This is a genomic window from Nocardia sp. NPDC059228, from assembly GCF_042754245.1.
In the GTDB taxonomy this organism is placed as follows: domain Bacteria; phylum Actinomycetota; class Actinomycetes; order Mycobacteriales; family Mycobacteriaceae; genus Nocardia.
Map to the genome: position 1 here is coordinate 321,176 of NZ_JBHZAL010000006.1, position 22,805 is coordinate 343,980.

The 22,805-nt window shown below is 68.7% G+C and carries 19 protein-coding genes and 1 pseudogene; 10 read left to right on the top strand and 10 right to left on the bottom strand.

Features of this window, described 5'->3' with window-relative positions; all coding sequences use genetic code 11:
- Positions 1-60: 60 nt before the first annotated feature.
- On the top strand, positions 61-1,575 hold the full coding sequence (locus ACFXKA_RS13665) for a histidine kinase N-terminal domain-containing protein (protein ID WP_357002128.1): 1,515 nt from the start codon (positions 61-63) through the stop codon (positions 1,573-1,575).
- A 215-nt stretch (positions 1,576-1,790) separates the two neighbouring features.
- Here the strand turns inward: ACFXKA_RS13665 and ACFXKA_RS13670 are convergent, their stop codons facing one another.
- Together ACFXKA_RS13670 and ACFXKA_RS13675 are read right to left on the bottom strand one after the other, a co-directional pair.
- Positions 1,791-2,045 carry a WhiB family transcriptional regulator gene (locus ACFXKA_RS13670; RefSeq protein ID WP_011211115.1) on the bottom strand — a complete coding sequence of 85 codons (255 nt, stop codon included), beginning with the start codon at positions 2,043-2,045 and terminating at the stop codon, positions 1,791-1,793.
- Between the two features lie 255 nt (positions 2,046-2,300).
- Entirely contained in the window at positions 2,301-3,239 is a 939-nt protein-coding gene (locus tag ACFXKA_RS13675) for a diacylglycerol/lipid kinase family protein (protein WP_379427434.1), read from the bottom strand.
- Between the two features lie 198 nt (positions 3,240-3,437).
- Here ACFXKA_RS13675 and ACFXKA_RS13680 point away from each other — a divergent pair, with 198 nt between their 5' ends.
- Entirely contained in the window at positions 3,438-3,875 is a 438-nt protein-coding gene (locus tag ACFXKA_RS13680) for a hypothetical protein (RefSeq protein WP_354834004.1), read from the top strand.
- Between the two features lie 134 nt (positions 3,876-4,009).
- Here the strand turns inward: ACFXKA_RS13680 and ACFXKA_RS13685 are convergent, their stop codons facing one another.
- From ACFXKA_RS13685 to ACFXKA_RS13700, 4 genes and pseudogenes are all read right to left on the bottom strand, one after another.
- Positions 4,010-4,489: a GNAT family N-acetyltransferase gene (locus tag ACFXKA_RS13685; RefSeq protein WP_354834006.1), complete on the bottom strand. Its 480-nt coding sequence runs from the start codon at positions 4,487-4,489 to the stop codon at positions 4,010-4,012.
- Positions 4,490-4,503: 14 nt separating this feature from the next.
- Positions 4,504-5,115 carry an acid phosphatase gene (locus tag ACFXKA_RS13690; protein ID WP_354834008.1) on the bottom strand — a complete coding sequence of 204 codons (612 nt, stop codon included), beginning with the start codon at positions 5,113-5,115 and terminating at the stop codon, positions 4,504-4,506.
- 73 nt (positions 5,116-5,188) lie between these two features.
- The gene (locus ACFXKA_RS13695; protein WP_379427435.1) at positions 5,189-6,412 is read right to left on the bottom strand and encodes a hypothetical protein; all 1,224 of its coding nucleotides are present in this window, start codon (positions 6,410-6,412) and stop codon (positions 5,189-5,191) included.
- Positions 6,413-7,726: 1,314 nt separating this feature from the next.
- Positions 7,727-8,992: pseudogene (locus tag ACFXKA_RS13700) on the bottom strand (DEAD/DEAH box helicase); the annotation flags it as partial.
- A 483-nt stretch (positions 8,993-9,475) separates the two neighbouring features.
- On the opposite strand from ACFXKA_RS13700, the gene ACFXKA_RS13705 reads away from it, so the two are divergent.
- The 3 genes from ACFXKA_RS13705 (at position 9,476) to ACFXKA_RS13715 (ending at position 11,742) form a co-directional block, all read left to right on the top strand.
- Positions 9,476-10,510, top strand: a complete 1,035-nt coding sequence (locus ACFXKA_RS13705; RefSeq protein WP_379427436.1) for an alpha/beta fold hydrolase — start codon at positions 9,476-9,478, stop codon at positions 10,508-10,510.
- 104 nt (positions 10,511-10,614) lie between these two features.
- Positions 10,615-11,340: a ferritin-like fold-containing protein gene (locus tag ACFXKA_RS13710; RefSeq protein ID WP_379427437.1), complete on the top strand. Its 726-nt coding sequence runs from the start codon at positions 10,615-10,617 to the stop codon at positions 11,338-11,340.
- Between the two features lie 174 nt (positions 11,341-11,514).
- Positions 11,515-11,742, top strand: coding sequence for a DUF3107 domain-containing protein (locus ACFXKA_RS13715; RefSeq protein WP_354834015.1), 228 nt, complete (start codon positions 11,515-11,517; stop codon positions 11,740-11,742).
- A 102-nt stretch (positions 11,743-11,844) separates the two neighbouring features.
- Here ACFXKA_RS13715 and ACFXKA_RS13720 read toward each other — a convergent pair whose 3' ends face one another.
- Positions 11,845-12,510 (bottom strand): TetR/AcrR family transcriptional regulator, encoded by a 666-nt coding sequence (locus ACFXKA_RS13720; RefSeq protein WP_354834016.1) that lies wholly within the window; start codon positions 12,508-12,510, stop codon positions 11,845-11,847.
- 531 nt (positions 12,511-13,041) lie between these two features.
- On the opposite strand from ACFXKA_RS13720, the gene ACFXKA_RS13725 reads away from it, so the two are divergent.
- A complete protein-coding gene (locus ACFXKA_RS13725; RefSeq protein ID WP_379427466.1) occupies positions 13,042-14,001 on the top strand; it encodes a DUF3152 domain-containing protein in 960 nt (319 codons plus the stop codon).
- Here ACFXKA_RS13725 and ACFXKA_RS13730 read toward each other — a convergent pair.
- Entirely contained in the window at positions 13,986-15,404 is a 1,419-nt protein-coding gene (locus ACFXKA_RS13730) for a DHA2 family efflux MFS transporter permease subunit (protein WP_379427438.1), read from the bottom strand. The genes ACFXKA_RS13725 and ACFXKA_RS13730 overlap by 16 nt on opposite strands.
- 127 nt (positions 15,405-15,531) lie before the next feature.
- Here ACFXKA_RS13730 and ACFXKA_RS13735 point away from each other — a divergent pair, with 127 nt between their 5' ends.
- From ACFXKA_RS13735 to ACFXKA_RS13745, 3 genes are all read left to right on the top strand, one after another.
- Positions 15,532-16,482, top strand: coding sequence for a sigma-70 family RNA polymerase sigma factor (locus tag ACFXKA_RS13735; protein ID WP_379427439.1), 951 nt, complete (start codon positions 15,532-15,534; stop codon positions 16,480-16,482).
- A gap of 96 nt (positions 16,483-16,578) precedes the next feature.
- Positions 16,579-17,763 (top strand): adenylyltransferase/sulfurtransferase MoeZ, encoded by a 1,185-nt coding sequence (gene moeZ / locus ACFXKA_RS13740; protein WP_354834022.1) that lies wholly within the window; start codon positions 16,579-16,581, stop codon positions 17,761-17,763.
- Between the two features lie 208 nt (positions 17,764-17,971).
- Positions 17,972-18,823, top strand: a complete 852-nt coding sequence (locus ACFXKA_RS13745; protein WP_354834152.1) for a TIGR02569 family protein — start codon at positions 17,972-17,974, stop codon at positions 18,821-18,823.
- Positions 18,824-18,947: 124 nt separating this feature from the next.
- Here ACFXKA_RS13745 and ACFXKA_RS13750 read toward each other — a convergent pair whose 3' ends face one another.
- Positions 18,948-20,408, bottom strand: a complete 1,461-nt coding sequence (locus tag ACFXKA_RS13750; protein ID WP_379427440.1) for an MFS transporter — start codon at positions 20,406-20,408, stop codon at positions 18,948-18,950.
- A 173-nt stretch (positions 20,409-20,581) separates the two neighbouring features.
- Positions 20,582-21,265 carry a FadR/GntR family transcriptional regulator gene (locus ACFXKA_RS13755; protein WP_354834026.1) on the bottom strand — a complete coding sequence of 228 codons (684 nt, stop codon included), beginning with the start codon at positions 21,263-21,265 and terminating at the stop codon, positions 20,582-20,584.
- Between the two features lie 149 nt (positions 21,266-21,414).
- Between ACFXKA_RS13755 and ACFXKA_RS13760 the strand changes: the two genes are divergently transcribed.
- Positions 21,415-22,638, top strand: a complete 1,224-nt coding sequence (locus tag ACFXKA_RS13760) for an MFS transporter (RefSeq protein WP_379427467.1) — start codon at positions 21,415-21,417, stop codon at positions 22,636-22,638.
- The last annotated feature ends 167 nt before the right edge of the window (positions 22,639-22,805 follow it).

Below are 22,805 nucleotides of genomic sequence, written 5' to 3' on the forward strand. Positions count from 1 at the left end.
CGCCCTTGCCGTGTCGCGTGGGAACATACACGCGACGTGGGAACAGAGGAGCGTGGGTGAATGTCGACACTGAGTGAGCTACTGGCCGAGCACACCGATCTACCGGGTGCGGCCGTCGACCATTTGCAGCGGGTGGTGGGGGACTGGCAGTTGCTGGCGGATCTGTCCTTCGCGGATCTGCTGCTCTGGGTGGGCACGGGCCCGGTCAGCGCGGGCGCGGAGGTGGTGTGCGTCGCCCAGTGCCGCCCCACCACCGCGCCCACCGTGCACCTCGAGGATCTGGTCGGCACCCTCGCCACCAAGGAGGCGAATCCGCAGGTGTTCGAGGCCCTGCTGACCGCCGATATCGCTCGCACCGAAACCGATACCGCCCTCACCGGCGTCTATCACCCGCATCCCGTGCATGCCATGCGCGAGGCGATTCCAGTGCGGGTCGGTGACGACATCATCGCCGTGCTCGGCCGCGACACCGATACCCAGCGCCGCAAGATGCGCTCCAGCCTCGAGATCGCCTACATGTCCTGCGCGGACGACCTGTGCCAGATGGTCGCCGACGGCACCTGGCCCGCGCTCGAGGACCGCACCGGCGCGCACTCCAGCCCCCGCGCGGGCGACGGTTTCATCCGCCTCGACACCGAGGGCACCGTCGTCTACGCCAGCCCCAATGCCCTGTCGGCCTATCACCGCATGGGTTTGCAGAACGACCTGGTCGGCCAGGATCTGGCCCTGACCACCCGCTCGCTGATCACCGATCCGTTCGACGCGCAGGAGGTCGTCGGCGACATCCAGGCGGCCCTGGCCGGAAAGGCCGGGCGCCGAATGGAAGTCGAGGCGCGCGGGGCGACCGTGCTGCTGCGCACCCTGGTGCTGCGCCCGCACGGGGAACTCGCCGGGGCCGCGGTGCTGGTCCGCGATGTCACCGAGGTGAAGCGGCGCGACCGCGCGCTGCTGTCCAAGGACGCGACGATTCGCGAGATCCACCACCGGGTGAAGAACAACCTCCAGACGGTGGCCGCGCTGTTGCGACTGCAGGCCCGCCGCACCGAGAACGAGGAGGCTCGCCTGGCCCTGACCGAATCGGTCCGCCGGGTCACCTCGATCGCCTCGGTGCACGAAATGCTGTCCATGTCGGTTGACGAAGAGGTCGATCTGGACGAGGTGGTGGACCGCCTGCTGCCGATCATGGCCGATGTGGCGACCGTGCACACCGCCCGCATCAAGGTGCGCCGCGCCGGATCGCTCGGCGTCTTCTCCGCCGAACGGGCGACGCCGCTGGTCATGGTGCTGACCGAGCTGGTGCAGAACGCCATCGAGCACGCCTTCGACGCCGGCGAGAACGGTACTGTCACAATCCGTTCCGAGCGTTCGGCGCGCTGGCTCGATGTCATCATCAGCGACGATGGCCGCGGCCTGCCCGACGGATTCAGCCTGGAAGCTTCCGACCGGTTGGGCCTGCAAATCGTCCGTACTCTCGTGACGGCGGAATTGGGCGGGTCCATCGGACTTCATCCCGGTGCCGATGTCGGCACCGACGCGGTCCTGCGAGTTCCCCTCGGTCGTCGCTCCGCCCGCTGAAACATATTGCGCGGCACACGAGTTCGGGCGTAGTGAAAAATCTGCGCCCGAACTTTCGTTCGAAGAGTCAATCCCGTTGAACGGGAATTACTCTCGTGATCGGACTTGGTCCGGCCCCTTTACACACTGAAGCCCGGCACCTGAATGTGGTGCCGGGCCGAATTGCGTTGCGGCCGCGAGGCTGGGGTCGGCCGTAACGCCTGTCGCCTAGCTGGTTAGACGACGGTGCGGGTACGCGTACGCGCGTTGCGGCGCTTCAGCGCGCGACGCTCGTCTTCGCTCATACCACCCCACACGCCGGCATCCTGGCCCGACTTCAGGGCCCAGGAAAGGCAGTCAGCGGTGACGGGGCAGCGAGCGCAGACCAGCTTGGCATCGGCAATCTGCGCGAGCGCCGGACCACTGTTTCCCACCGGGAAGAACAGCTCGGGGTCCTCGTCGCGACAGATGGCCTTGTGGCGCCAGTCCATTCCTCTGCTCCTTTGCTAGGGCGCGCACGGCGCTGCCCCTCGGGTTTGTGGTCCGTTCACTTGTGCGACTCGAATGTTTCCGCACGGTTGCTTGTGAATGCTTTCACGAACACCGTAGATGTCAATAGATACCCGGTGCACCGTGGGGAAGCTCACGCTGTAAGACCCCTACATGGGGATCCGCCGTGTCATTTGTACTCGGTTGAGCCAGTTTTCGCAGCGCAACCGCGATGTTTCTAGGGCGTGTCGAACCGGCTAGGGCTTCGGCGCGACCACATCGAGGATATCCGGGACTGCTGTGAAATTCACCATGTTGCGGCGTCCGATGAAGTCGCCGTCGATTTGCAAGCCGATCGGTTCGGCTGCGGTGACGGTCACGGCCGGCACGTCGTCATCGCGAAACAAGGTGCGGCTCTTGGGATCTCCATGGGCTGACAGCAACTGCCGGGCGACCATGAGGGTGGGCAGAACGCCCATGGTGCGCATCGCAAACACTCCGAGACCCGATTCGAATGCGGTCCCCGGGTTGGTGACCACGGGCCTGTTGTCGAGAAAAGTCCAGGGACTGGCATTCGTCACGAATGCGTAATGCGCGTCTGTTACCGGTTCGTGACCTGGAATGTCGAGACGCACTTGCGGGGCATGCCGTTTGGCGCGAAAGAACTGCCGGACCGTAGTGCGCAGATAGCGAGCGGGCGTCGCGGTTTTGCCATCCGCGCGCTTGGCGTCGATGGCCTCGCACACATCCGCGTCGAGCCCGACACCGGCGCTGAAGAGGAACCAGCGATCGTCGGCGACGCCGAGCCCGATACGGCGGTCCGCGTCGTCGGCCACCAGATCGATGAGCTGATTGGTGGCGGTCACCGGATCCGGCTCGATGCCCAGCGAGCGCGCGAACACATTCGCCGAGCCGCCCGGGATGACGCCGAGCCGCGGCAGCCATTCCCGCTGCGGCTCACCCGGCAGCGGGAGGAAACCGTTGACGGTCTCGTTCACCGTGCCGTCCCCGCCGTGCACCACGATCAGGTCCATCCGGGTGTCGGCGGCCCAGCGCGCCAGCTCGGCGGCGTGCCCCCGGTGCTCGGTGTGGCGAACGGTCAGCTGGGTGCGGCTTTCCAGTGCGTGAGCGAGCAGATCGCGAGTGGACCGAGTGGTCGAAGTGGCATTCGGGTTCACGATAAGCAAGGTCCGCACGATGCCTATTTTGCCTCCGCTCCGCTCCGGCGGGTTCGCGGCCCCGAAGTCTCGTTCTTCCCTCCTCCGCTCCTCCGCTTCGCTCCCCCGCTCCGTCAGTCCAGAACGAGACGGCCGCGAACCTTGAAGTGCCAGTTCCGAACTGATTTCGGCCGGACGGGTGCACTGCGCAACGACGCCCGGTCGTAGGCTGGGCGGGTGGCTGAGCAGAACAACGGCGAGAACAAGCCCGCGGGCGAGAGCGACGTAGTGCCCGCGACGGTGCGCGTGGCGGGCGCGCTGGTCGCCCTGGAGGGCGCGCTGGGCCTGGTCGCGATGGTCGTGCTGATCATCGTCGGCGCGAACGGGTCGGCGCAGAGCCCCAAGAACAGCTATCTCACCGCCGGGTACGCGGCCATCCTGGGCGGCGCGGTGCTCGCCGCGGGGATCGGGCTGATGCGCGGGAAGCGGTGGGGGCGGGCCATCGCCACCTTGACCCAGCTGCTGCTGCTGGGTGTCGCGTACTACATGTTCACCTCGGATCGACCGGAGTTCGGGGCGCCGCTGGGATTGCTGGCGCTGGGTGCGCTGGGTGCGCTGTTCGCCCCGGCCTCGAATCGGTGGATGGCCGCGGGCTACGGCTCCGTCGAGGAGTAGCCGCCGCGGTGTGCGCAGAGTCGCCGTAATCGTTGCTCAGTGGCCCGTGAGCGAGTTTTCGGACGCTCGCCCACCACTCCGGTGAGCGAGCGCTTTCCAGCGATGCTGCGGCGAATTCGGATGCCGCGGCGAATTCAGTCGTCGGCGTGCGTCGCCAGGCGGGCCAGGGCCGCGCCGCGCAGGCGGTAGCCGGTCCACTCGTGCTGGTGCTCGGCCCCGATGGATTCGTAGAAGTCGATGCTCGGGGTGTTCCAGGTGAGCACCGACCAGTCGACGCGGGCGTACCCCTGCTCGACGGCCTCGCGGGCCAGCGTCGCGAGCAGGCTCTTGCCCAGCCCACGGCCGCGGACCTCCGGCTTGACGTAGAGATCCTCCAGATAGACCCCGTGCACGCCCTTCCAGGTGGAGTAGTTCAGGAACCAGATGGCGCAGCCCACCACGCCGTGATCGGTCTCGGCCACATGGGCGTAGAGCGCGGGCTGCGGCCCGAACAGGGCCGTCTCGAGCTGGGCCGCGGTGAGGGTGCACTCGTCGGCGGCCTTCTCGTACTCGGCCAGATCGTGGACGAGCTGGACGAGCGCCGGGATGTCGGCGGGGGTGGCGCGGCGAATCATTCGGCGGCCCCTTCCTACGGGTTGAGCGGCGGAACCAGATTGTGCGCGAGCACGGTTCGAGCCTGGTGATCGTGTCCCAGCACCGTAACCGCGGCGGTGGACAGGAAGAATCGGCGGCCTTCGATCACCTCGAACTCGGCCCAGCGGGCGATGAGCGCGCGCGAGAAGTGGCCGTGGCCGACCAGCACCACATCGCGGGTGGCCAGCTCGGGGATGACGGTGGCCAGCACGTGGTCGGCGCGCTTGCGGACGTGCTCGGCGGTCTCGCCCTCGGGGGTCTCGCCGGTCCAGATGGTCCAGCCGGGGGACATCTGCTGGATCTCGGGCGTGGTGAGGCCCTCGTAGTCGCCGTAGTCCCACTCCACCAGGTCGTCGTCGACGACGACGCCGGGGAGCCCGGCCAGCGCCGCGGTGCGCAGCGCGCGCTGCCGGGGGCTGCACAGCACCAGCGGATTCCGCAATTCCATGTCGTACAGCAGTTTTCCGGCGGCCCGGGCCTGCGCCTCGCCGATCTCGGTGAGGGGCACATCGGTGCGGCCGGTGTGGCGGCGCGCGGCCGACCAGGCCGTCTCCCCGTGTCGCAGCACTACCAACCGGAATTCGCCACCACTCATGAATTCGATCATGCTCCACCGCCTCCCCGAATACCTAGCGGGCGCCAGCGACCCGTCGGAATCGGGCACCCCGTGAGCGACCGGGTCAAGCGGCCGCGCCGACGCCGTACACCTGGGTGCCCCGGCGCTCCAGGAAGACGCTGCCCGAGACGCTCAGCCCGATGGGCTCGTTGTGATAGTCGCTGCGCTGCAGCGGGATTCGCGAGACCTGCGCGCCGGTGCCGGGATCCAGGACGGCCAGGCCGTCCGGGACCGGAGCCACCAGCTGGCCGGCCATCAGCGCCGGGGTGCCGAGCACGTGCTGGGCGCCCCACTGCGGGTCGAGGGTGGTGGGGTTGAGGGCGATCAGGCTGTCGCCGGTGAAGACGAAGAAACCGGTGGACAGGCGCGCCACCATGGCGGTGTCCGTGAAGGCCGGAACCTGGTGGGTGGCAAGCAGATTGCCGCTGACGTCATAGATGGTCAGCACCGGCGGGGTGGTCGGGCCGGCGGGGAGGTAGAGCGCGGTCCGGGTGTCGGACACCGCGATCACGCGCGCCCCGTCCACCGCGCCGCCGGGCTCGTTGAGCACGTGCGTGCTGTACTCCTCCGGCACCGTGCCGTCCTTGGGCGCGGGATTGAGGATGGACAGCCGGTCGGCGGAGTCCTTGGGGCAGCGTTCCAGTACCGCCACCCGGCTGGGCGCCGAGCCCGCCGAGAGCAGCCGGCAGTCGGTGCGCGGCTGGGTGTGCGGATTCACCGGGGCGTCCACATAGCCGTATTCGAGGGTGCGGACCAGATCCGAGCGCCACATCTCCAGGCGGTCGTCGCCCAGCGCGAGCACATAGGTGCCGTCCGGGGCCAGGGTGATCCGCTTGTCCATGTAGCTGGACCGCGCCGCCACCCGGGTCCCGGTCTCGGCGTTGAGCAGGGTGGTCTGACTGCAGCCGCGCTGATCCAGGTAGGTGGCGATGACCGTCCCGAACTGGACCTCCACCGCGCACAACGGCATGTCCCGCTGGTACTTCCAGACCTCGTCGCCGGTGCGGGCATCCCGCCCGATGACGGTGCCGTCGTCGGCGGTGACGGCCACCGCGCCCACCGTCAGCGAGCGCATGGCCGCGCCGTCCGGTGCGTGCCACAGCTCCTTGACCTGCGCGGGCACCGAGTCGGCCGCCGGTGGCGGGGTGAGGGTGTGGTTCGCGGGCTGCGCGTGGGTGCCGCGCACATCGCTGGTCAGCGCCACGACCGCTGCCGCGATCGCCACCAGAGCGGCGATCGCGACAGCGGTGAGAATATCGGCGCGTGTCCGCCGCTCGGGTGCGAGCACGACAGCGAGAGTAACCGATCGGCGCGGCTAGGCCGAGGCCGCGACCGCGGTATCGGTCACCACCACGGCGGCCTCGGCGTCCACGTCGGCCTTCTTCCGCCGCGTCCGCCGCACCGGAGCCGCCGCCGCGGGCTCGTCGGAACCGCTTGCCGCAGTACTCGACTCGACCGCTTCGACCTCCGCCTTGACGGCCTTGCGGGCCCGCTTGCGCGGCGCGGCCTTCGGCGCCTCCGCGACCACCTCGGCACCGTCCGCCGCCTCCGCGACCACCGCGGTCGCGCCGTTGGCGTCCACGGTCGCCGCGGCCGCCTTACGAGTCCGCTTGCGGGGCGCGGCCTTCGGCGCTTCCGCTCCGGCGGTGGCCTCGGCGCCGCCGGCCTCGACGGTCGCAGCCGCGGCCTTGCGAGTCCGCTTGCGCGGCGCGCTCTTCGGAGCCTCCGCGGCGACCTGGGCGTCGCCGTCGGTGGCGGTCTCGTCGGCGGTCGGCGCAGTGCTCGCGGCGCGGCTGGCGCGCTTGCGCGGCGCCCGCAGGGCGGGCTCGGCCGAGTCGCCATCGGTGGCGGAGGATTCCACCGCGACGGCGGAACCCTCTGCGCCGGTGCCGGATTCGGCCACGGCGGCCTTGGTGCGGCGAGTGCGCTTGCGGGGCGCGTCCGCTTCGGCGGTCACGGGAGCCGCTGTCGCGACGTCGGTCTCGGCGACGACCGTCGACTCCGTGGCCACCGGGGCCTCGGCGGCAGTGACCGGAGCCTCGGCGGCTGCCTTGGTCCGGCGGGTGCGCTTCCGGGGCGCATCGGCCACGACCGCCTCGGCGACCGGCTCGACCGTCGTGGTGGCCACGCTCGCCTCGACCGGCGCGGGCGGCTCGGCGACCGCGGCCTCCGAGACGACGTCGGCGGCGGCCTCGGTCACGCCGGTGCCCTCGGCGGAACCCTTGCCCCCGCGGCGGGTGCGCTTGCGTCCCCGGCGGGCGCCGTCCCCGGCATCCGCTGAGACGACGTCGGCAACCTCGGAGACGACGTCGGCAACCTCGGCGGGTCCGTCGGTATCGAGTTCGGTCTCGACCGTGGTCGCGACGACGGCGTCGGCCGGGGTGTTGCCGCCCTTGCCACGGCGGCGACGGCGGCGACGGCGGCCGGACTTCTCCGGATCGCCGGCGGCCGAATCGGCCTCGGCGGCAGGGGTTTCGGTGGTCACCACGGCCGTATCGCCCTCGACCGGCCGGCCGCCGCGGGTACGACGGCGATTGCGGCTGCGGGTGCCGCCGCGTTCGCGCTCCACCACGACGGCGTCCTCGTCGCGCTCGGGCTTGCGCTTGCGGATGACGCCGGTGACGCCCTCCGGGATGCCGAGCTCCTCGTACAGGTGGGGGGAGCGGGAATACGTTTCGACCGGTTCCGGGATGCCGAGGTCGAGGGCCTTGTCGATGAGGCTCCAGCGGTTCAGCTCGTCCCAGTCCACCAGGGTGACCGCGACACCGGTCTTGCCGGCGCGGCCGGTGCGGCCGATGCGGTGCACGTAGGTCTTCTCGTCCTCCGGGCACTGGTAGTTGACGACGTGGGTGACGTCGTCGATATCGATGCCGCGGGCGGCCACATCGGTGGCGACCAGCACGTCGATCTTGCCCTCGCGGAACTTCTTGAGCGCCTTCTCGCGGGCGATCTGCCCCAGGTCGCCGTGCACCGCGCCGACGGCGAAGCCGCGCTCGGCCAGATCGTCGGCGACCTTCTGCGCGGTCCGCTTGGTGCGCGCGAAAATCATTGTCGCGCCGCGGGTTTCGGCCTGCAGGATGCGAGCCACCAGCTCGCTCTTGTCCAGCGCGTGGGCGCGATAGACCAGCTGGGTGATCCGGTCGTGCACCGCGGACTCGTGGTGCTCCTCGGCGCGGATGTGCGTCGGCCGGTTCAGGAAGGTGCGGGCCAGGGTGATGATCGGACCCGGCATGGTGGCCGAGAACAGCATGGTCTGGCGCTGCTCGGGAACCATATTGAGAATGCGCTCGATATCAGGCAGGAAGCCCAGGTCGAGCATTTCGTCGGCCTCGTCGAGGACCAGCACCTGCACCTTGCCGAGGATCAGATATTGCTGCTCGGCCAGATCCAGCAGGCGGCCCGGGGTGCCGACGACCACGTCGACACCGGCGCGCAGCGCCTCGATCTGCGACTCGTAGGGGCGGCCGCCGTAGATCGACGTGATGCGCACCTTGGTTCCGGTGCTGTCGTCGAGATATTTGGCGGCGTTCTCCAGATCCTGGGTGACCTGGATGCACAGCTCGCGGGTCGGCACGATGACCAGCGCACGCGGCGTGCCGTCGAGGGCCTTGGTGCCGGAGTCGCCGGTGGCGATGCGGTGCAGCAGCGGCACGCCGAAGCCGAAGGTCTTACCCATACCGGTGCGGGCCTGGCCGATGAGATCCTCACCGGCCAGCGCGAGCGGCAGGGTGAGTTCCTGAATGGCGAAAGTGCGTTCGATGCCGATCTCGGCGAGGGCCCGGACGATTTCCGGCCGCACGCCCAATTCGGCGAAAGTGGGAGCGAGGTGGGTGTCGTCGAGTTCCGCGGTCAGCAGCGTGTCCGCCACACCCGGTTCCTGCTCTACGGTGATCTTGCTCAGGTTCTTGCCTTTCCTCGTTTATCGCGTCTCGCGCGCACGAGGCGTGGGGCGGACCCGGTCGGTCCGCGACGACCACTTGATCCGTGTTTCTCGCCGCTGCGGGATGCCTCTCCGGTGGATGGGCGTCGACCTGGCGCGGCGGTGCAGTGCTGCGGATCGGAGTGCGCGCACATTTTCCATGGACTACGGGCATGAATTCCGCCGTCCGCGGAGATTGTAGCGTGATACGGCCTTCGCCCTGATTTCCGCCACCGCTAATGTGTGGCGTTATTGCGCTGGTCGGCGCGCTTATCGGTAGCGAAAGACGGTCTGATCCGGGGTTTCGCATTGCCGTTAATGATTGTGGCGCACCATAATTCGTCCGGGGACAACCGTGTCGGCCACCGCGCGGACAGTTGAGTTGCTCACATAGGTGATACACCATGTAGCACTATCTGCGAAGGTATTGCCGTGAGCTTGGCAGACACCGTGACCACCGCCGCCCGCAACATGTGGTCGCTGACCTTCGGCGACGGCATCGAGGCCCCCGAATCCACCCCGTCGACGGTGCTGTCCGACGCGCCGCATCGCGAACTGCGCCGCTACGACGGCGCGGGCGCCGACGATCCGGCCGTGCTGCTGGTACCGCCGCTGGCCGCGCCCGCCTTCTGCTTCGACCTGCGCCCCGATCAGAGTCTGGCCCGGTTCCTGCTGGAGACCGGCCGCGCGCCCTACCTGGTCGACTACGGCGACATCACCTTCGAGGACCGGCGCATGGGCTTCGAGACCTGGATCGACGACATCCTGCCCGAGGCCATCCGCGAGGTCTCGGCCGATCGCGGCGGCCGTTCGGTGGATCTGGTGGGCTGGTCCATCGGCGGCGTCCTGGCCCTGCTGACCGCCGCGGCCGATCAGGCGCTGCCCATCCGTTCCATCACGGCCGTCGGCGCGCCGCTGAGCTACGACCACATGATCGGTGCGCGCGAACTGCGCACCCTGGCCCGCATCGACGGCGGCCGCACCGCCACCGCGGCCATTCGCGCCGCCGGCGGGGTCTCGGCGCAGCTGACCCGGATCGCCTACCGCGCCACCGCCTGGGATCGGGAACTCAAGCGGCCGTTCTTCATCGCGAGCAATCTCGCGGACACCGCGACCCTGGCCCGGATGGAGACCATCGACCGGTTCCAGAATTCGCTGCCCGGCTATCCGGGGCGTTTCTACAACCAGCTGTGGGGCCGCTTCATCCTCAACAACGACATCGGCAAGGGCGTGGTGCACCTGGGCGAGCAGCAGATCGCGCTGGCCGACATCACCCAGCCGGTGCTGCTCGTCGGCGGACCGAACGACGTGATCACCCCGGCCGCCGCCGTGGAGCACGGGACGACGACGCTGACCGGCTCGCCGGAGGTGCGATACGAGACCGCACCCGGCTCTCACCTCGGCATTCTCATCGCCCGCGACACCACGTGGACCCATCTGGACAAGTTCCTGCGCGACCAGCCCTGAATTACGTTGTGTCGCAAGGCCTTACGAACGTATTGAGGGTACGCTCCGAGTGTCGTCGCCGATGGGTGAATGCGCGTCGTTTCCGGCCGCTAGGGTGGGGTCCCATGGGAGCAAACTCGTCCACTGCGCTCGGCGCTGCCTCGGAGTCCTCTGGCGACCGTATGTCAGTGCCTTCCGACGGCCGTATCTCCGCCGAACATCCTGGAGCCACCGATCTCTTCGCGGTCCTCGCCTACGGTGAGATCTCCGCCTTCTACCGTCTCGCCGAAGAGGCCAAGCTGTCGCCCACGCTGCGCGGCCGGGTGGCCGTCGCCAAGATGGCCGGCAACGAGATGGAACACTTCAAGACCCTGGAGCGGGCGCTGGCGGATCGTGGCGTCGACATCTTCGACGCCATGGCCCCGTTCGTGCGCGCCCTGGACGCCTATCACGCCTCCACCGACCCCTCCACCTGGCTGGAGTCGATGGTCAAGTTCTACGTCGGCGACGGCATCGCCGCCGACTTCTACACCGAGATCGCCGGCGCCCTGGCTCCCGAGGTCGCCGACGTGGTGCGCGACGTGCTGGCCGAGACCAGCCACTCCGAATTCGTCATCGAGGAGGTGCGCACCGCGGTCGCCCAGAACCGGTCCGAGCGGGACCGGCTGGCGCTGTGGGGCCGCCGCCTGCTGGGCGAGGCCATCACCCAGGCGCAGTACGTGATGGCGCAGCGCGACGGGCTCACCGAGCTGGTGCTCACCGCCACCGGCGATCTGAACGGCGTCGCCACGCTGTTCGAGCACATGCAGAACAGTCACGCCGAGCGCATGCGCGTCCTCGGCCTGAGCTGACGCTCCCGTTCTTCCCGCCGTCTGCGCTGTTCCCCGGCAGCGCCGTGGGTGGCTGTTCCCCGACAGTGCCGTGGGTGCTGTTCGCTGACAGCGCAGGCGGTCGCGGCCGGCCGCTGTCCCGGCTGCGCTAGCGTGATCAGGACAGCACAAGGACTCTAGGTTCGGAGGTTGGCCGTGGAGGTCAAGATCGGCATTTCGGATAGCCCGCGTGAGCTCGTCATCAACAGCTCGCAGACCCCCGCCGAGGTCGAGGCGGCCGTCACCGGCGCGCTCCAGGGTGAGGGCGGCGTCGTCACGCTGACCGACGAGAAGGGCCGCAAGTTCCTGATCCAGGCCGCGAAGGTCGCCTATGTCGAGATCGGCACCCCCTCCTCGGGTCGCGTCGGCTTCGCGGCCGTCTAGCCGAACTCTCGGGGCTTCCTGAAACCCCCAGTGACATAAAAGAATTGCCCCGCCGAGCCGCTCGGCGGGGCAATTCTTTTATTGTTGCCGGGGATTCAGATCTCAATCCATCGGGTGCAGCGGCACGTGCTTCAGGCCGCCCCAGCACAATGCGACAGTGGTGTCGACCGCGTCGTCCTTGCTGATCGGCCGGTCCGCCTCGAGCCAGTAGCGCGCGCTCAGCTGGCTGGCGCCGACCAGGCCGACGGCGAGCACCCGGGCGCGGTAGGGCTCCAGGCCGGAGTCGTGGGCGACCAGGTCGAAGACCGCGTCCACGCAGGCCTCGGTGGCCTGCTCGACCCGGCGCTGCACCTGCGGCTCATTGGTCAGATCGGATTCGAAAACCAGTCGGAAGCCCTGGGTTTCGTGATCGACGAAGTCGAAGTAGGCCTGCACGGCGGCGCGCACACGCTGCTTGTTGTCGGTGGTGGAGCGCAGCGCCTGGCGCACGCTCGACACCAGGGCGTCGACGTAGTTCTGCAGGACCGCCAGATACAGTTCGAGCTTGCTCGAGAAGTGCTGGTAGAGCACCGGTTTGCTGACGCCGGCGCACTGCGAGATCTCATCCATGCCCGAGGCGTGATAGCCGCGTAGCACGAAGACCTCGCTGGCGGCCGCGAGTAGCTGCGCCCGGCGCGCCTCACGGGGCAGGCGGGTTCCGCGCTTGCTCGCCGCCATGGCCTCGGATGACATGCGGTGCGACGTCATCCGGTCCACGAGGTCAGTCATTGCCTTTTCTCCCAGTTGATTCCCGGTGGGAAGGATGTCACCGGTATCCCACGAACGATACTCGCTCATGGGCCCCGTGCCGATCCAGGTTCCGAATTTTGGTGTGCTGGTTGTTGTCGATCAGCACTGTGATGGTCGAGTGGGACTCGCATCGATTATGCGAGGCCGATCACAACTGTGTAGCACATGTTCTGATTTGTGAGCTCTGCCGCTTTGGCGTGAGATATCTCGCAGCAATAGCACCGCGCGGCGACGGCCCTTCCGTGCGTGGGGGCGGGCTATGAGAGTCTGTCAGTCGTGACCGACCATGGGGGCAGTAGTTCCGGCGGGCCTGATTCGGGCCGCCCCGTGGGGGCAGGTGCGCCGAAGACCGCCGGTAACAAGCGCCGAGGAAGACCCAGCGGGCCGATCTACGATCCGCTCGGTTTGTACACCGGCGCCAGCGCATCGCAGACCGGCCCCTCGGTATCTTCCGGGCTCATCACACCGCCCGGACCCGCACCCGATCCAGGTCAGCCCGCCGGTGATCACCTGCCGCTGCCGCACCAGCCGCTGCGCGCCCGCTGGGATCCCACCGCCCCGCCCGCCGACGCCCGCAACCGGCAGCGCCCCGATCGCGAGACCAAGAAGCAGAGTCCGCTGGGCCGCTTCGTGAGCACCTACGGCTGGCGCGCCTACGCCCTGCCCGTGCTGCTGGTCATCACCGTCCTGGTCGCCGTGGACGCCCTGCGCCACACCGGCGACGCCAGCACCGGACTCCCCGGCTTCGGCCGTCTCAGCGAGCACACCGACAAGCCCAGCGGCATCATCGGCGGCGCTCCCAAGGGCGACGGCAAGTACGCGGCCGATCTGCCCACCGGCGCGGTCCCGCCCGGCGGGCCCTACACCGACACCGGCACCGGCAACTGGCACGTGGTGCCCGGCAATACCGCGCAGGTCGGCACCGGCTCCCAGCACGTGTTCACCTACACGGTGGAGATCGAGGACGGCGTGGACACCGCCAGCCTCGGCGGTGATCCGGCCATCGGCCAGATGGTCGACGCCACGCTCGCGAATCCCAAGTCCTGGACCCACGATCCGCGTTTCGGCTTCCGGCGCGTGGACACCGGCATTCCGGATTTCCGCATCTCGCTGACCTCCCGCGACACCACCCGCAAGTCCTGCGGTTTCGAGATCCCGGTCGACTCCTCCTGCTACAACGCCGATCTGGGCCGCGTGGTGCTCTCGGAGGTGCGCTGGGTGCGCGGGGCGCTGGCCTTCGAGGGCGACGTCGGCTCCTACCGGCAGTACCAGATCAATCACGAAGTGGGACATGCCATCGGCTACCACGAGCACCAGCCGTGCGAGGTCGACGGCGGGCTGGCGCCGGTCATGATGCAGCAGACCTTCGGGACCAGGAACAACGACATCGCGAAGCTCGATCCCGAAGGCGTGGTGCCGATGGACGGCAAGACCTGCCGCTTCAACCCGTGGCCCTACCCGCGGGCCTGAGCTCCCTCCACCACGACGGCGGGCACGGATTCCGTTGCGGCCGAAGGCCGGTGCCGTGCGACGCCCAGACCCGCCAGGGCGCCCAGAGTCGCCGCCGCGGCCGCGGTGAGCAGCGCCGCGCGGAAGCCGTGCTGAACGGCCGTCGTCGAGGTGTAGCCGCCGGTGACGGTGAAAACCGCTGAGGTGACCGCGATTCCGAAGCTGCCGCCGAGCTGGCGCAGGGCGTTGTAGATCCCTGACGCGGTGCCGATGGACTCCGGTCCGACCGAACTCATCGCGGCGTTCTGCACCGCGGGCATGGCGGCCGAGATGCCGATACCGGTCAGCAGCATCGGCCCGATCAGCGCCGGGTATCCGGCCCCGGCCCCGGCGGCCAGGGCGATCCAGAGCAGGCCGATCCCGGCCAGCAGCAGTCCGGCCACGATCAACCGGCGCTCGCCGATCCGGCTCATGCGCGCGCCCGCCAGCGGCGCGACCACGAAAAGCGTTGCGGTCCAGGGCAGCAGGCGCAGCCCGGAGCCGAGTGGGGTGTTGTGCAGCCCGGCCTGCAGGTACTGGGCGAAGAAGAACGCGGTGCCGAAGATCGCGGCGGTCATCAGGAGCCCCGCCAGATTGGCGGCGCCGAAGCCGGGGCGGGTGAACAGCCGCATGGGCACCATGGGCTGCGGGGTGCGCAGCTCCCAGCCGACGAAGGCCGCCAGCAGCGCACCGCCGCCGAGCAGCGCGCCCAGGATCTCGGCGCTGGTCCAGCCGATCGCATTGCCGCGCACCAGTCCGAGCACCAGCCCGAGCACGCCGAGCCCGGACAGCAGGACGCCGACGGTGTCGACCTGGGCGGCGGGCCCGGTGCTCTCCGTGACCCAGCGGCGGACGGCCGGAATCAGGGCCGCGCCGATGGGCACATTGAGCCAGAAGATCCACTGCCAGGTCAGGCCCTGCACCACGGCCCCGCCGACGACGGGTCCGCCCAGGATGGCCAGCCCGGTGACCCCGGCGAAGATGCCCATGGCGCGTCCGCGCTGGGCGGGCGGGAACGCCACGCCGAGCAGGGCGAAGGCGGCCGGCATGATCATGGCCGCACCGATGCCCTGCACCGCGCGGGCGGCGATCAGCGCGCCGATGCCGGTGGCCAGCGCGCAGGCGGCGGAGGAGACGGTGAACAGCGCGAGCCCGGCGATGAGCAGGCGGCGGCGGCCGATGCGGTCGCCGATCACCGCGGCGGTCAGCAGGAATACCGCGAGTGCGAGCGTGTAGGAGTTGAAGGTCCAGCCGAGCGCCTCGAGCGACGCGCCGAGTTGGATCCGGATGGTGTTGAGCGCGGTGGTGACGACGAGTGCGTCGAGCCCCACCATGAGTGACGCCACCGAGGTGAGGGCGAGCGTCCAGCGCTGGTGAGTGGTCATGGGGGAGTGACCTTTCGGGTCGGTTCGGGTGTCACGGGTACGTACTCACCGGCTCGCGAAAACTCATCGGCCGCTGGTCGGCGGCCCATGGCTCGACGGCTCGGCGACGCCGTGCTAGCAAGGTGGGATGACCGCCACCGTCGACGACGTGGTCGCCGTCGCCGATTCGCACCGCCCCGAACTACTCGCCTACTGCTACCGGATGACCGGCTCGCTGCATGATGCCGAGGATCTGGTGCAGGAAATCCTGGTGCGCGCCTGGCGGTCGGCGGATTCCTATGACCCGCAACGGGCTTCGCTGCGCACCTGGCTGTATCGGATCGCCACCAATGTCTGCCTGACCGCGTTGAAGAGCGCGCAGCGGCGAGCGCTGCCGGTCGATCTGGCACAGCCGAATCCGGTGGTGGGGGCGGAGCGTCTCGATCCTTCGCCCGAACTGCCGTGGCTGGAGCCGTTCCCGGACGCGCTGCTCGGGGACGGCGATCCGGCGGCGGTGGTGGCGGCCCGGGAGAGTGTGCGCCTGGCGTTCGTGGCCGCGCTGCAACACCTTCCGCCGTTGCAGCGCGCGGTGCTGATCCTGCGGGACGTGCTGGCGCTGCGGGCCGCCGAGGTGGCCGGGCTGCTCGACACCAGCACCGCCGCCGTCAACAGCGCCCTGCAGCGGGCGCACGCGCAGCTGTCCGGCGTCCAGGCGGGTTCCGCCGAACTGGGGGACGACGAGCAACGCGAGCTGCTGAAGCGCTACGTCGAGGCGTTCGAGGCCATGGACATCGACGCCCTCAAGCGCATCCTGCGCGACGACGCCGTGCTCCAGATGCCGCCGTTCCTGGCCTGGTTCGAGGGCCGCGACGCCGTCACCGCCTTCCTGGGCCGGGTCTTCGCCCGCGGCGAGGCCTTCCGCCTGCTACCCACCCGCGCCAACAATCGCCCGGCCCTGGCCGCCTACGTCGAGCGCGGCGATGTCTTCGAGGCCGCCAACCTCCACGTCCTCACCCTCGACCGCGACGGCTTCGCCCGCCTGGACCTGTTCCACTCCCCGGACCTCTTCGGTCTGTTCGACCTCCCCGCCCGGCTGTGACGTGACATCCGTAGGCTTGGGGAAGAACGCCCCGCCCTGCGGTGTTGCAGCAGTGGCCGCGAGTTTCCGGCGAATTCGATTGAGGAGTCCGAAGACGTGTCATCGCATCCCTCCCTGCCGCCCCTGGTGGAGCCGGCGACGGAGCTGACCCGGGACGAGGTCGCCCGCTACAGCCGCCATCTGATCATCCCGGACCTCGGGGTGGACGGTCAGAAACGCTTGAAGAACGCCAAGGTGCTGGTGATCGGCGCCGGCGGGCTGGGCTCCCCGGCGTTGCTGTACCTGGCCGCCGCCGGTGTCGGCACGCTCGGCATCGTGGAGTTCGACGAGGTCGATGCCTCCAACCTGCAGCGTCAGATCATCCACGGCGAGTCCGATATCGGCCGTTCCAAGGCGGACAGCGCCCGCGATTCGATTCTGGAGATCAACTCCGGAATCACCGTGGAGCTGCACAAGATTCGCCTCGAACCCGACAATGCGGTCGAGCTGTTCAGCCGTTACGACCTGATCGTCGACGGCACCGACAACTTCGCCACCCGCTACCTCGTCAACGACGCCGCGGTGCTGGCCGGCAAGCCCTACGTATGGGGTTCGATCTACCGGTTCGAGGGCCAGGTATCGGTGTTCTGGGAGGACGCCCCCGATGGCCGCGGCATCAACTACCGCGACCTCTACCCGGAGGCTCCGCCGCCGGGCATGGTCCCGTCCTGCGCCGAGGGCGGCGTGCTGGGCGTGCTGTGCGCCTCCATCGGCTCGATCATGGTGACCGAGGCGATCAAGCTGATCACCGGTATCGGCGATCCCCTGCTGGGCCGGCTCATGGTGTACGACGCACTGGACATGAGCTACCGCACCATCAAGCTGCGCCGCGATCCGGAGCGTCAGCCCATCACCGAGCTCATCGACTACGACGCGTTCTGCGGCGTGGTGTCGGAGGAGGGCCAGGCCGCGGCCATCGGCTCCACCATCACCGCCCGGGACCTCAAGGAGCTGCTCGATGCCGGCAAGGACGTCGCCATCATCGACGTGCGCGAGCCCGTCGAATGGGACATCGTCCGCATCGAGGGCGCGACCCTGATCCCCAAGGACCGCATCCTCTCCGGCGAGGCCCTGTCCGAACTGCCCCAGAACACCCCGATCGTCCTGCACTGCAAGACCGGAATCCGCTCCGCCGAGGCGCTCGCGGCGCTCAAGAACGCCGGTTTCTCGGACGCCACCCACCTCCAGGGCGGAATCATCGCCTGGGCCAACCAGGTCGACCCGTCGCTGCCGGTCTACTGACCGAGAGCATCGATCGATCGGGAGGCGACAACTGATTTCGGGAGGATTCGGGTAACTCCCCGGGCACGTCCGAAATCGGTCGCGTACTCGACCCGCGGTCGCGTACGCGATGCCGACGGCACCCGAGTCCGGCCTCGGGCCGCGGGGAGGCGAGACAGCGTGGCGTCCGATTTACGCCTCTTCACAGCGGTACCGTACGCGCGTGACCATGACTGCTGTGGAACCTCCCGAGCATGTGCGCTCGACCTTCGGGTTGCGCGAGGAAGTGCCGGTTCCGCTGGGGAACTGGGACGGCGGCTGGCGTTGTGGCGATGTGGTCCTGAGCCCGGTGACCGATCACGCGCGAGCGGCGTGGTCGGCGAAGGTGCGCGAGACCCTGCGGGTGGACGGGCTGCGCCTGGCGCGGCCGGTGCGGGCCACCGATGGACGGTATGTCGTATCCGGTTGGCGCGCCGACACCTTCCTCGAGGGCATGCCGGAGCCGCGGCACGACGAAGTGGTGTCGCTGTCCTTGCGCCTGCACCAGGTGACCGCGCGGCTGGAGCGTCCGCGTTTCCTGGCCGCGCAGCCGGTCGCGCCGTGGGTGGACGTGGATGTCTTCGCGGCCGCGGATCGCGCTGCGTGGGAAGCGGTTCCGCTGCGCAGTCTCAAGCTGGGCGGCATGCTGCAGGCCACCTCCCCGGACGGCGACCGCAGCCAGATCCTGATCACCCAGCTGTCCACGCTGCGCAAACCGGTGACCACTCCCGCACAGCTGGTGCACGGCGATCTGTTCGGAACCGTCCTGTTCTCGGGCGGTTTCGCGCCCGGTCTCACCGACATCACCCCGTACTGGCGACCGGCGCCCTGGGCGGCGGCGGTCATCGTGGTCGATGCCCTGTCCTGGGGCGGCGCCGACGACGGCCTGCTGGAACGCTGGGGCGATCTCCCCGAATGGCCGCAGATGCTGGTGCGCGCGGTCATGTTCCGCCTCGCCGTACACGCCCTGCACCCGCGATCCACCCCCGAGGCGTTCCCGGGCCTGGCCCGCACCGCCGACATGATCCGCCTGCTGCTCTAGGGGGATGAACAGAACGGAAAGGCCGCGCCGGGCGACGAATCCGGCGCGGCCTTTCTGTACCCCTGAGGATGGGGATCTCTGGAAGGGCGCGCTTCCAAAGTCATTGCCTGAGTACTGGGTCCGCTCAGACGTTGGCGTGGGCCAGGGAGGGTGCGCGTCCGACCGCGAAGGACGAGCGCAGGTAGAACCACCAGCAGACCGCGCCCATGGCGAGGTAGGCCACCACGTAGCCCCAGAAGGCCGGATTCATGCTGTGGTAGTGGGTGTTCGACAGTCGCAGGGCCTGCTGCAGGATCCAGCCGCCCGCCGCGCCGATCGCGCCGATGACGCCGATGGCCGCACCCGCCTGCCGTTTCGCGGAGATCAGGGCCGCCCCGATGTCCTGACCGGTCTCCGAGGCATGCCGCCGCGCTTCAGCGGTGAAGATCATCGGGATCATCCGGTAGGTCGACCCGTTGCCGATGCCGCTGAACACGAACAGCAGCAGGAACGAGATCAGGTACAGCGGAAAGTTCTTGGCCGACAGCGACGCCACGATGAGCGCGGCGGCGACCGCCATGCCACCGAAGACGTACAGCGTGATCTTCGCGCCGCTGAGCTTGTCGGCGATCCAGCCGCCGAAGGGCCGGCTCATGGAACCCACGAGCGCGCCGAGGAAGGCCAGGTTGCCCAGGGTGCCCATCCAGCCGATCTTGGCCAGGCTCGGGAAGTTGGCCTTGAGCAGGGTGGGGAAGGCGAAGGAGAAGCCGATGAAGGAGCCGAAGGTGCCGATGTAGAGGATGGCCATCACCCAGGTGTGCCGGTTCTTCAGGGCCAGTTTGTAGGACTTGCCATCGGATTTCGCGCCGGACAGCGAGTCCATGTAGCGCAGCGCGCCGAACAGGGCGACGAGGATGAACGGAATCCACACCAGCACAGCGAGTGTGATGCCGAACCGGTAGCCGCCCGGGTTCTTGGCCATGATGTGGGTGCCCAGCGTGATGATGAGCGGGACGAACAATTGTGTCTGTGCCACACCGAGATTGCCGCCCGCGGCATTGATGCCCAGCGCCGCGCCCTTCTTACCCTCGGGGAAGAAGAAGTTGATATTGGCCATCGACGACGAGAAGTTGCCGCCGCCGACACCCGCGAGTGCGGCCAGCGCCATGAACACCCACATGGGTGTGCTCGGCTGGTTGATGAAATACGCCAGACCCAGCGTGGGGAGCAGCAGCATGGCCGCGCTGAAGGCGGTGAAGGCGCGGCCGCCGAAGCGCGGGATGGCGAAGGTGTAGGGCACGCGCAGGGCCGCGCCGACCAGGGTCGGGGTGGAGGTGAGCAGCAGCGCGTTGTTGACCGCGTCGGGATTCTTCGCGCTCAGGAAGGCGAATCCGGCCGAGCCCATGGCGGTGACCACGCTGGCCCACAGCACCCAGACGCTGAATCCGAGGTTCTCCGCGAAAACGGAGAAGATCAGATTTTTCCGGGCGGTTTGTTTACCCCCGTTTTCCCAGAATTCACTGTTGTCCGGTTCCCAGCGGTCGATCCACCGTCCGCGTCTTTGGAAGGCGAAGGTTGTTTCCGGTGCCTCTACCACTGTTGCCATGAGCAGCTGTCCTCTCGCCTGTCGCGACCGCCCTCATCATGGGTTCCCGGTCGTCGGGGAACCGCTGCGGTCGCGTCCAACCGTAGGAAGCGCTTTTTACATCCGAGTGTTTTTCCGTGACGGAGACGGTAATTCGACCTCACCCGGCGGCGTGTCGAGTGGTGACCTTTCGGTTACTCGAATTTCGTATCAAGCGTCCGGTATTCGGCCATGAGCGAGTCGAGGAAGCAATTGGCGGTGCGGGCCGCCCGTTCCGGATCGCCGTCGATGACCGCCTGCACCAGTTCGGCATGCTCGTCGTGGTACGTCTCGCCCTCCCGCTCGGACCGGAACCTGATCCCGGCCGCGATGACGGGCAGCAGCGAGTCGTAGAACTCCAGGTATACCGCATTGTGGCTGGCGACCACGATAGCGCGGTGCAGTTGCACGTCGGCCTCGATGGCGGCATCGAAGTCGGTGTCCCAGTAGCGGTTTCGTTCCTCGAGCACGCGTCGCAGGGTCGCGATGTCGGTGTCGTCGCGGCGCTCGGCGGCCAGCCGGGCGGCGGTGGTGTCGAGGGCCCGCCGCAGTTCCAGGACATCGCGCTGCTGGGCGTCGGCCAGGTACTCGGTGAGGGTGCCGCCGAGGGTGGAGGTGGAGATGACGTAGGTGCCCGAGCCCTGTCTGCGCTCGAGCATGCCGGCGTGCACGAGGGCCTGGACGGCCTCGCGCACGGTATTGCGGCCGGTGCCGGTGAGTTCGGTGAGCTCGGGTTCGGTGGGGATACGCGAGCCGACGGCCCAACGGCCGGAACGGATTTCGGCACGAAGCTGCTCGGTCACCTGGGCGATGAGGCTCGTGCGCCGGACTGGTTGCACGGGTGACAGCGTACCTTGCCTCACATTCGTTGCATCACATCATCGGGTCATCCTATGATTTCCGGGTGACTGCGACGATGGATGAGACGATGGCCCCGGTGCGGGGCCTTTCCAATGCCCCGAGCGAGACGACCGGGTTCCGCCCCGAAATGTCGAAGCGCGCCCAAGCGCGGAGGGGCGGAGCGGTCGAGGGCCGCCTGCTCGTGCTCGTCGCCATCGTGATGTCCGCTCTCACCCTCCGCGTCGCCGTCACCGCGTTCACTCCGCTCGCCGCCCGCATCGGGCAGGACATCGGCTACTCCACCGCGGTGGTCGGCGTGTTCGGCATGCTGCCGACCGCCATGTTCGCCCTCGGCGGGCTGCTGACCCCGGTGCTGTCGCGTCGGCTGGGCCTGGAGACGACCGCCCTTCTGGCCATGCTCATGACCGGTGTCGGCTCGGTGATCCGCGCCCTGGTGCCCGCGACCTGGGAGCTGCTGGCCTTCTCCGCGCTGGCCCTGGCCGGCATGGGCATCGGCAATGTGGTGATCCCGCCCCTGGTCAAGCGGTACTTCTCGGATCGGCTGGCCGCGCTCAGCTCGGTCTACATCGTGATGGTGCAGCTGGGCACCGTCTTCCCGGCCCTGATCGCGGTGCCGGTCGCGGACGCGCACGGCTGGCGGCTGTCGCTGGGCATGTGGGCCGCGCTGGCCTTCGCCGCCGCGCTGCCGTGGATCGCGGTGCTGCGGGTGCGGCGTGATCACGCCCGCGTCGACACCACCGAATTGCCTTCGGAGGCGGTCGAATCCACCGGCAAGGTGTGGCGTTCGCCGGTGGCCTGGGGCATGGCCTTCATGTTCGGCATGACCTCGCTGATCACCTACTCGCTGTTCACCTGGATGCCGACGATCTTCAGCGACGCCGGCGCCAGCGCCTCCTTCGGTGGCAGCATGGTCGGCATCTTCGCCCTCATCGGCCTGGTGGCGGCGTTGAGCGCGCCGATCGTGGTGGGCCGCATGGCCAATCCGTTCCCGGTCGTCATCGGCTGCGCGGTGTTCTTCTTCATCGGCTTCGCCGGTCTGCTGCTCGCGCCGATGAGCGCCCCGCTGCTGTGGGTGCTGGCGGTGGGCCTGGGCCCGTCGACCTTCCCGATGGCGCTGACCCTGATCAACCTGCGGACCCGCACCGGCGCCGGTTCGGCCGCGCTGTCCGGCTTCACCCAGGGTGTCGGCTACTCGGTGGCATGCGTGGGCCCGTTGCTGTTCGGCGCCCTGCACACGATGACCGGGGGTTGGCTGGCGCCGTTCGGCTTCCTGGTGGTGGCGGTCCTGATCCTGATGGCGGGCGCCTGGGTGGCATGCAAGCCGCAGATGCTGGAGGACACCTGGAAATAAATTCACCGTTCGAGTTGCCGAGCCGTGAGGTTGGGGCCATGATTTTGTGGCAAGGCTCTCAACTTCCGGCTCGGTTACGCGTTTCTTCGCGTTTCCTGGCGATTTGTGGCCGCCGGAAACCCTTGTGTCACATGGTTGAAACATAGGGCACTTCTCACGCCGGTTGC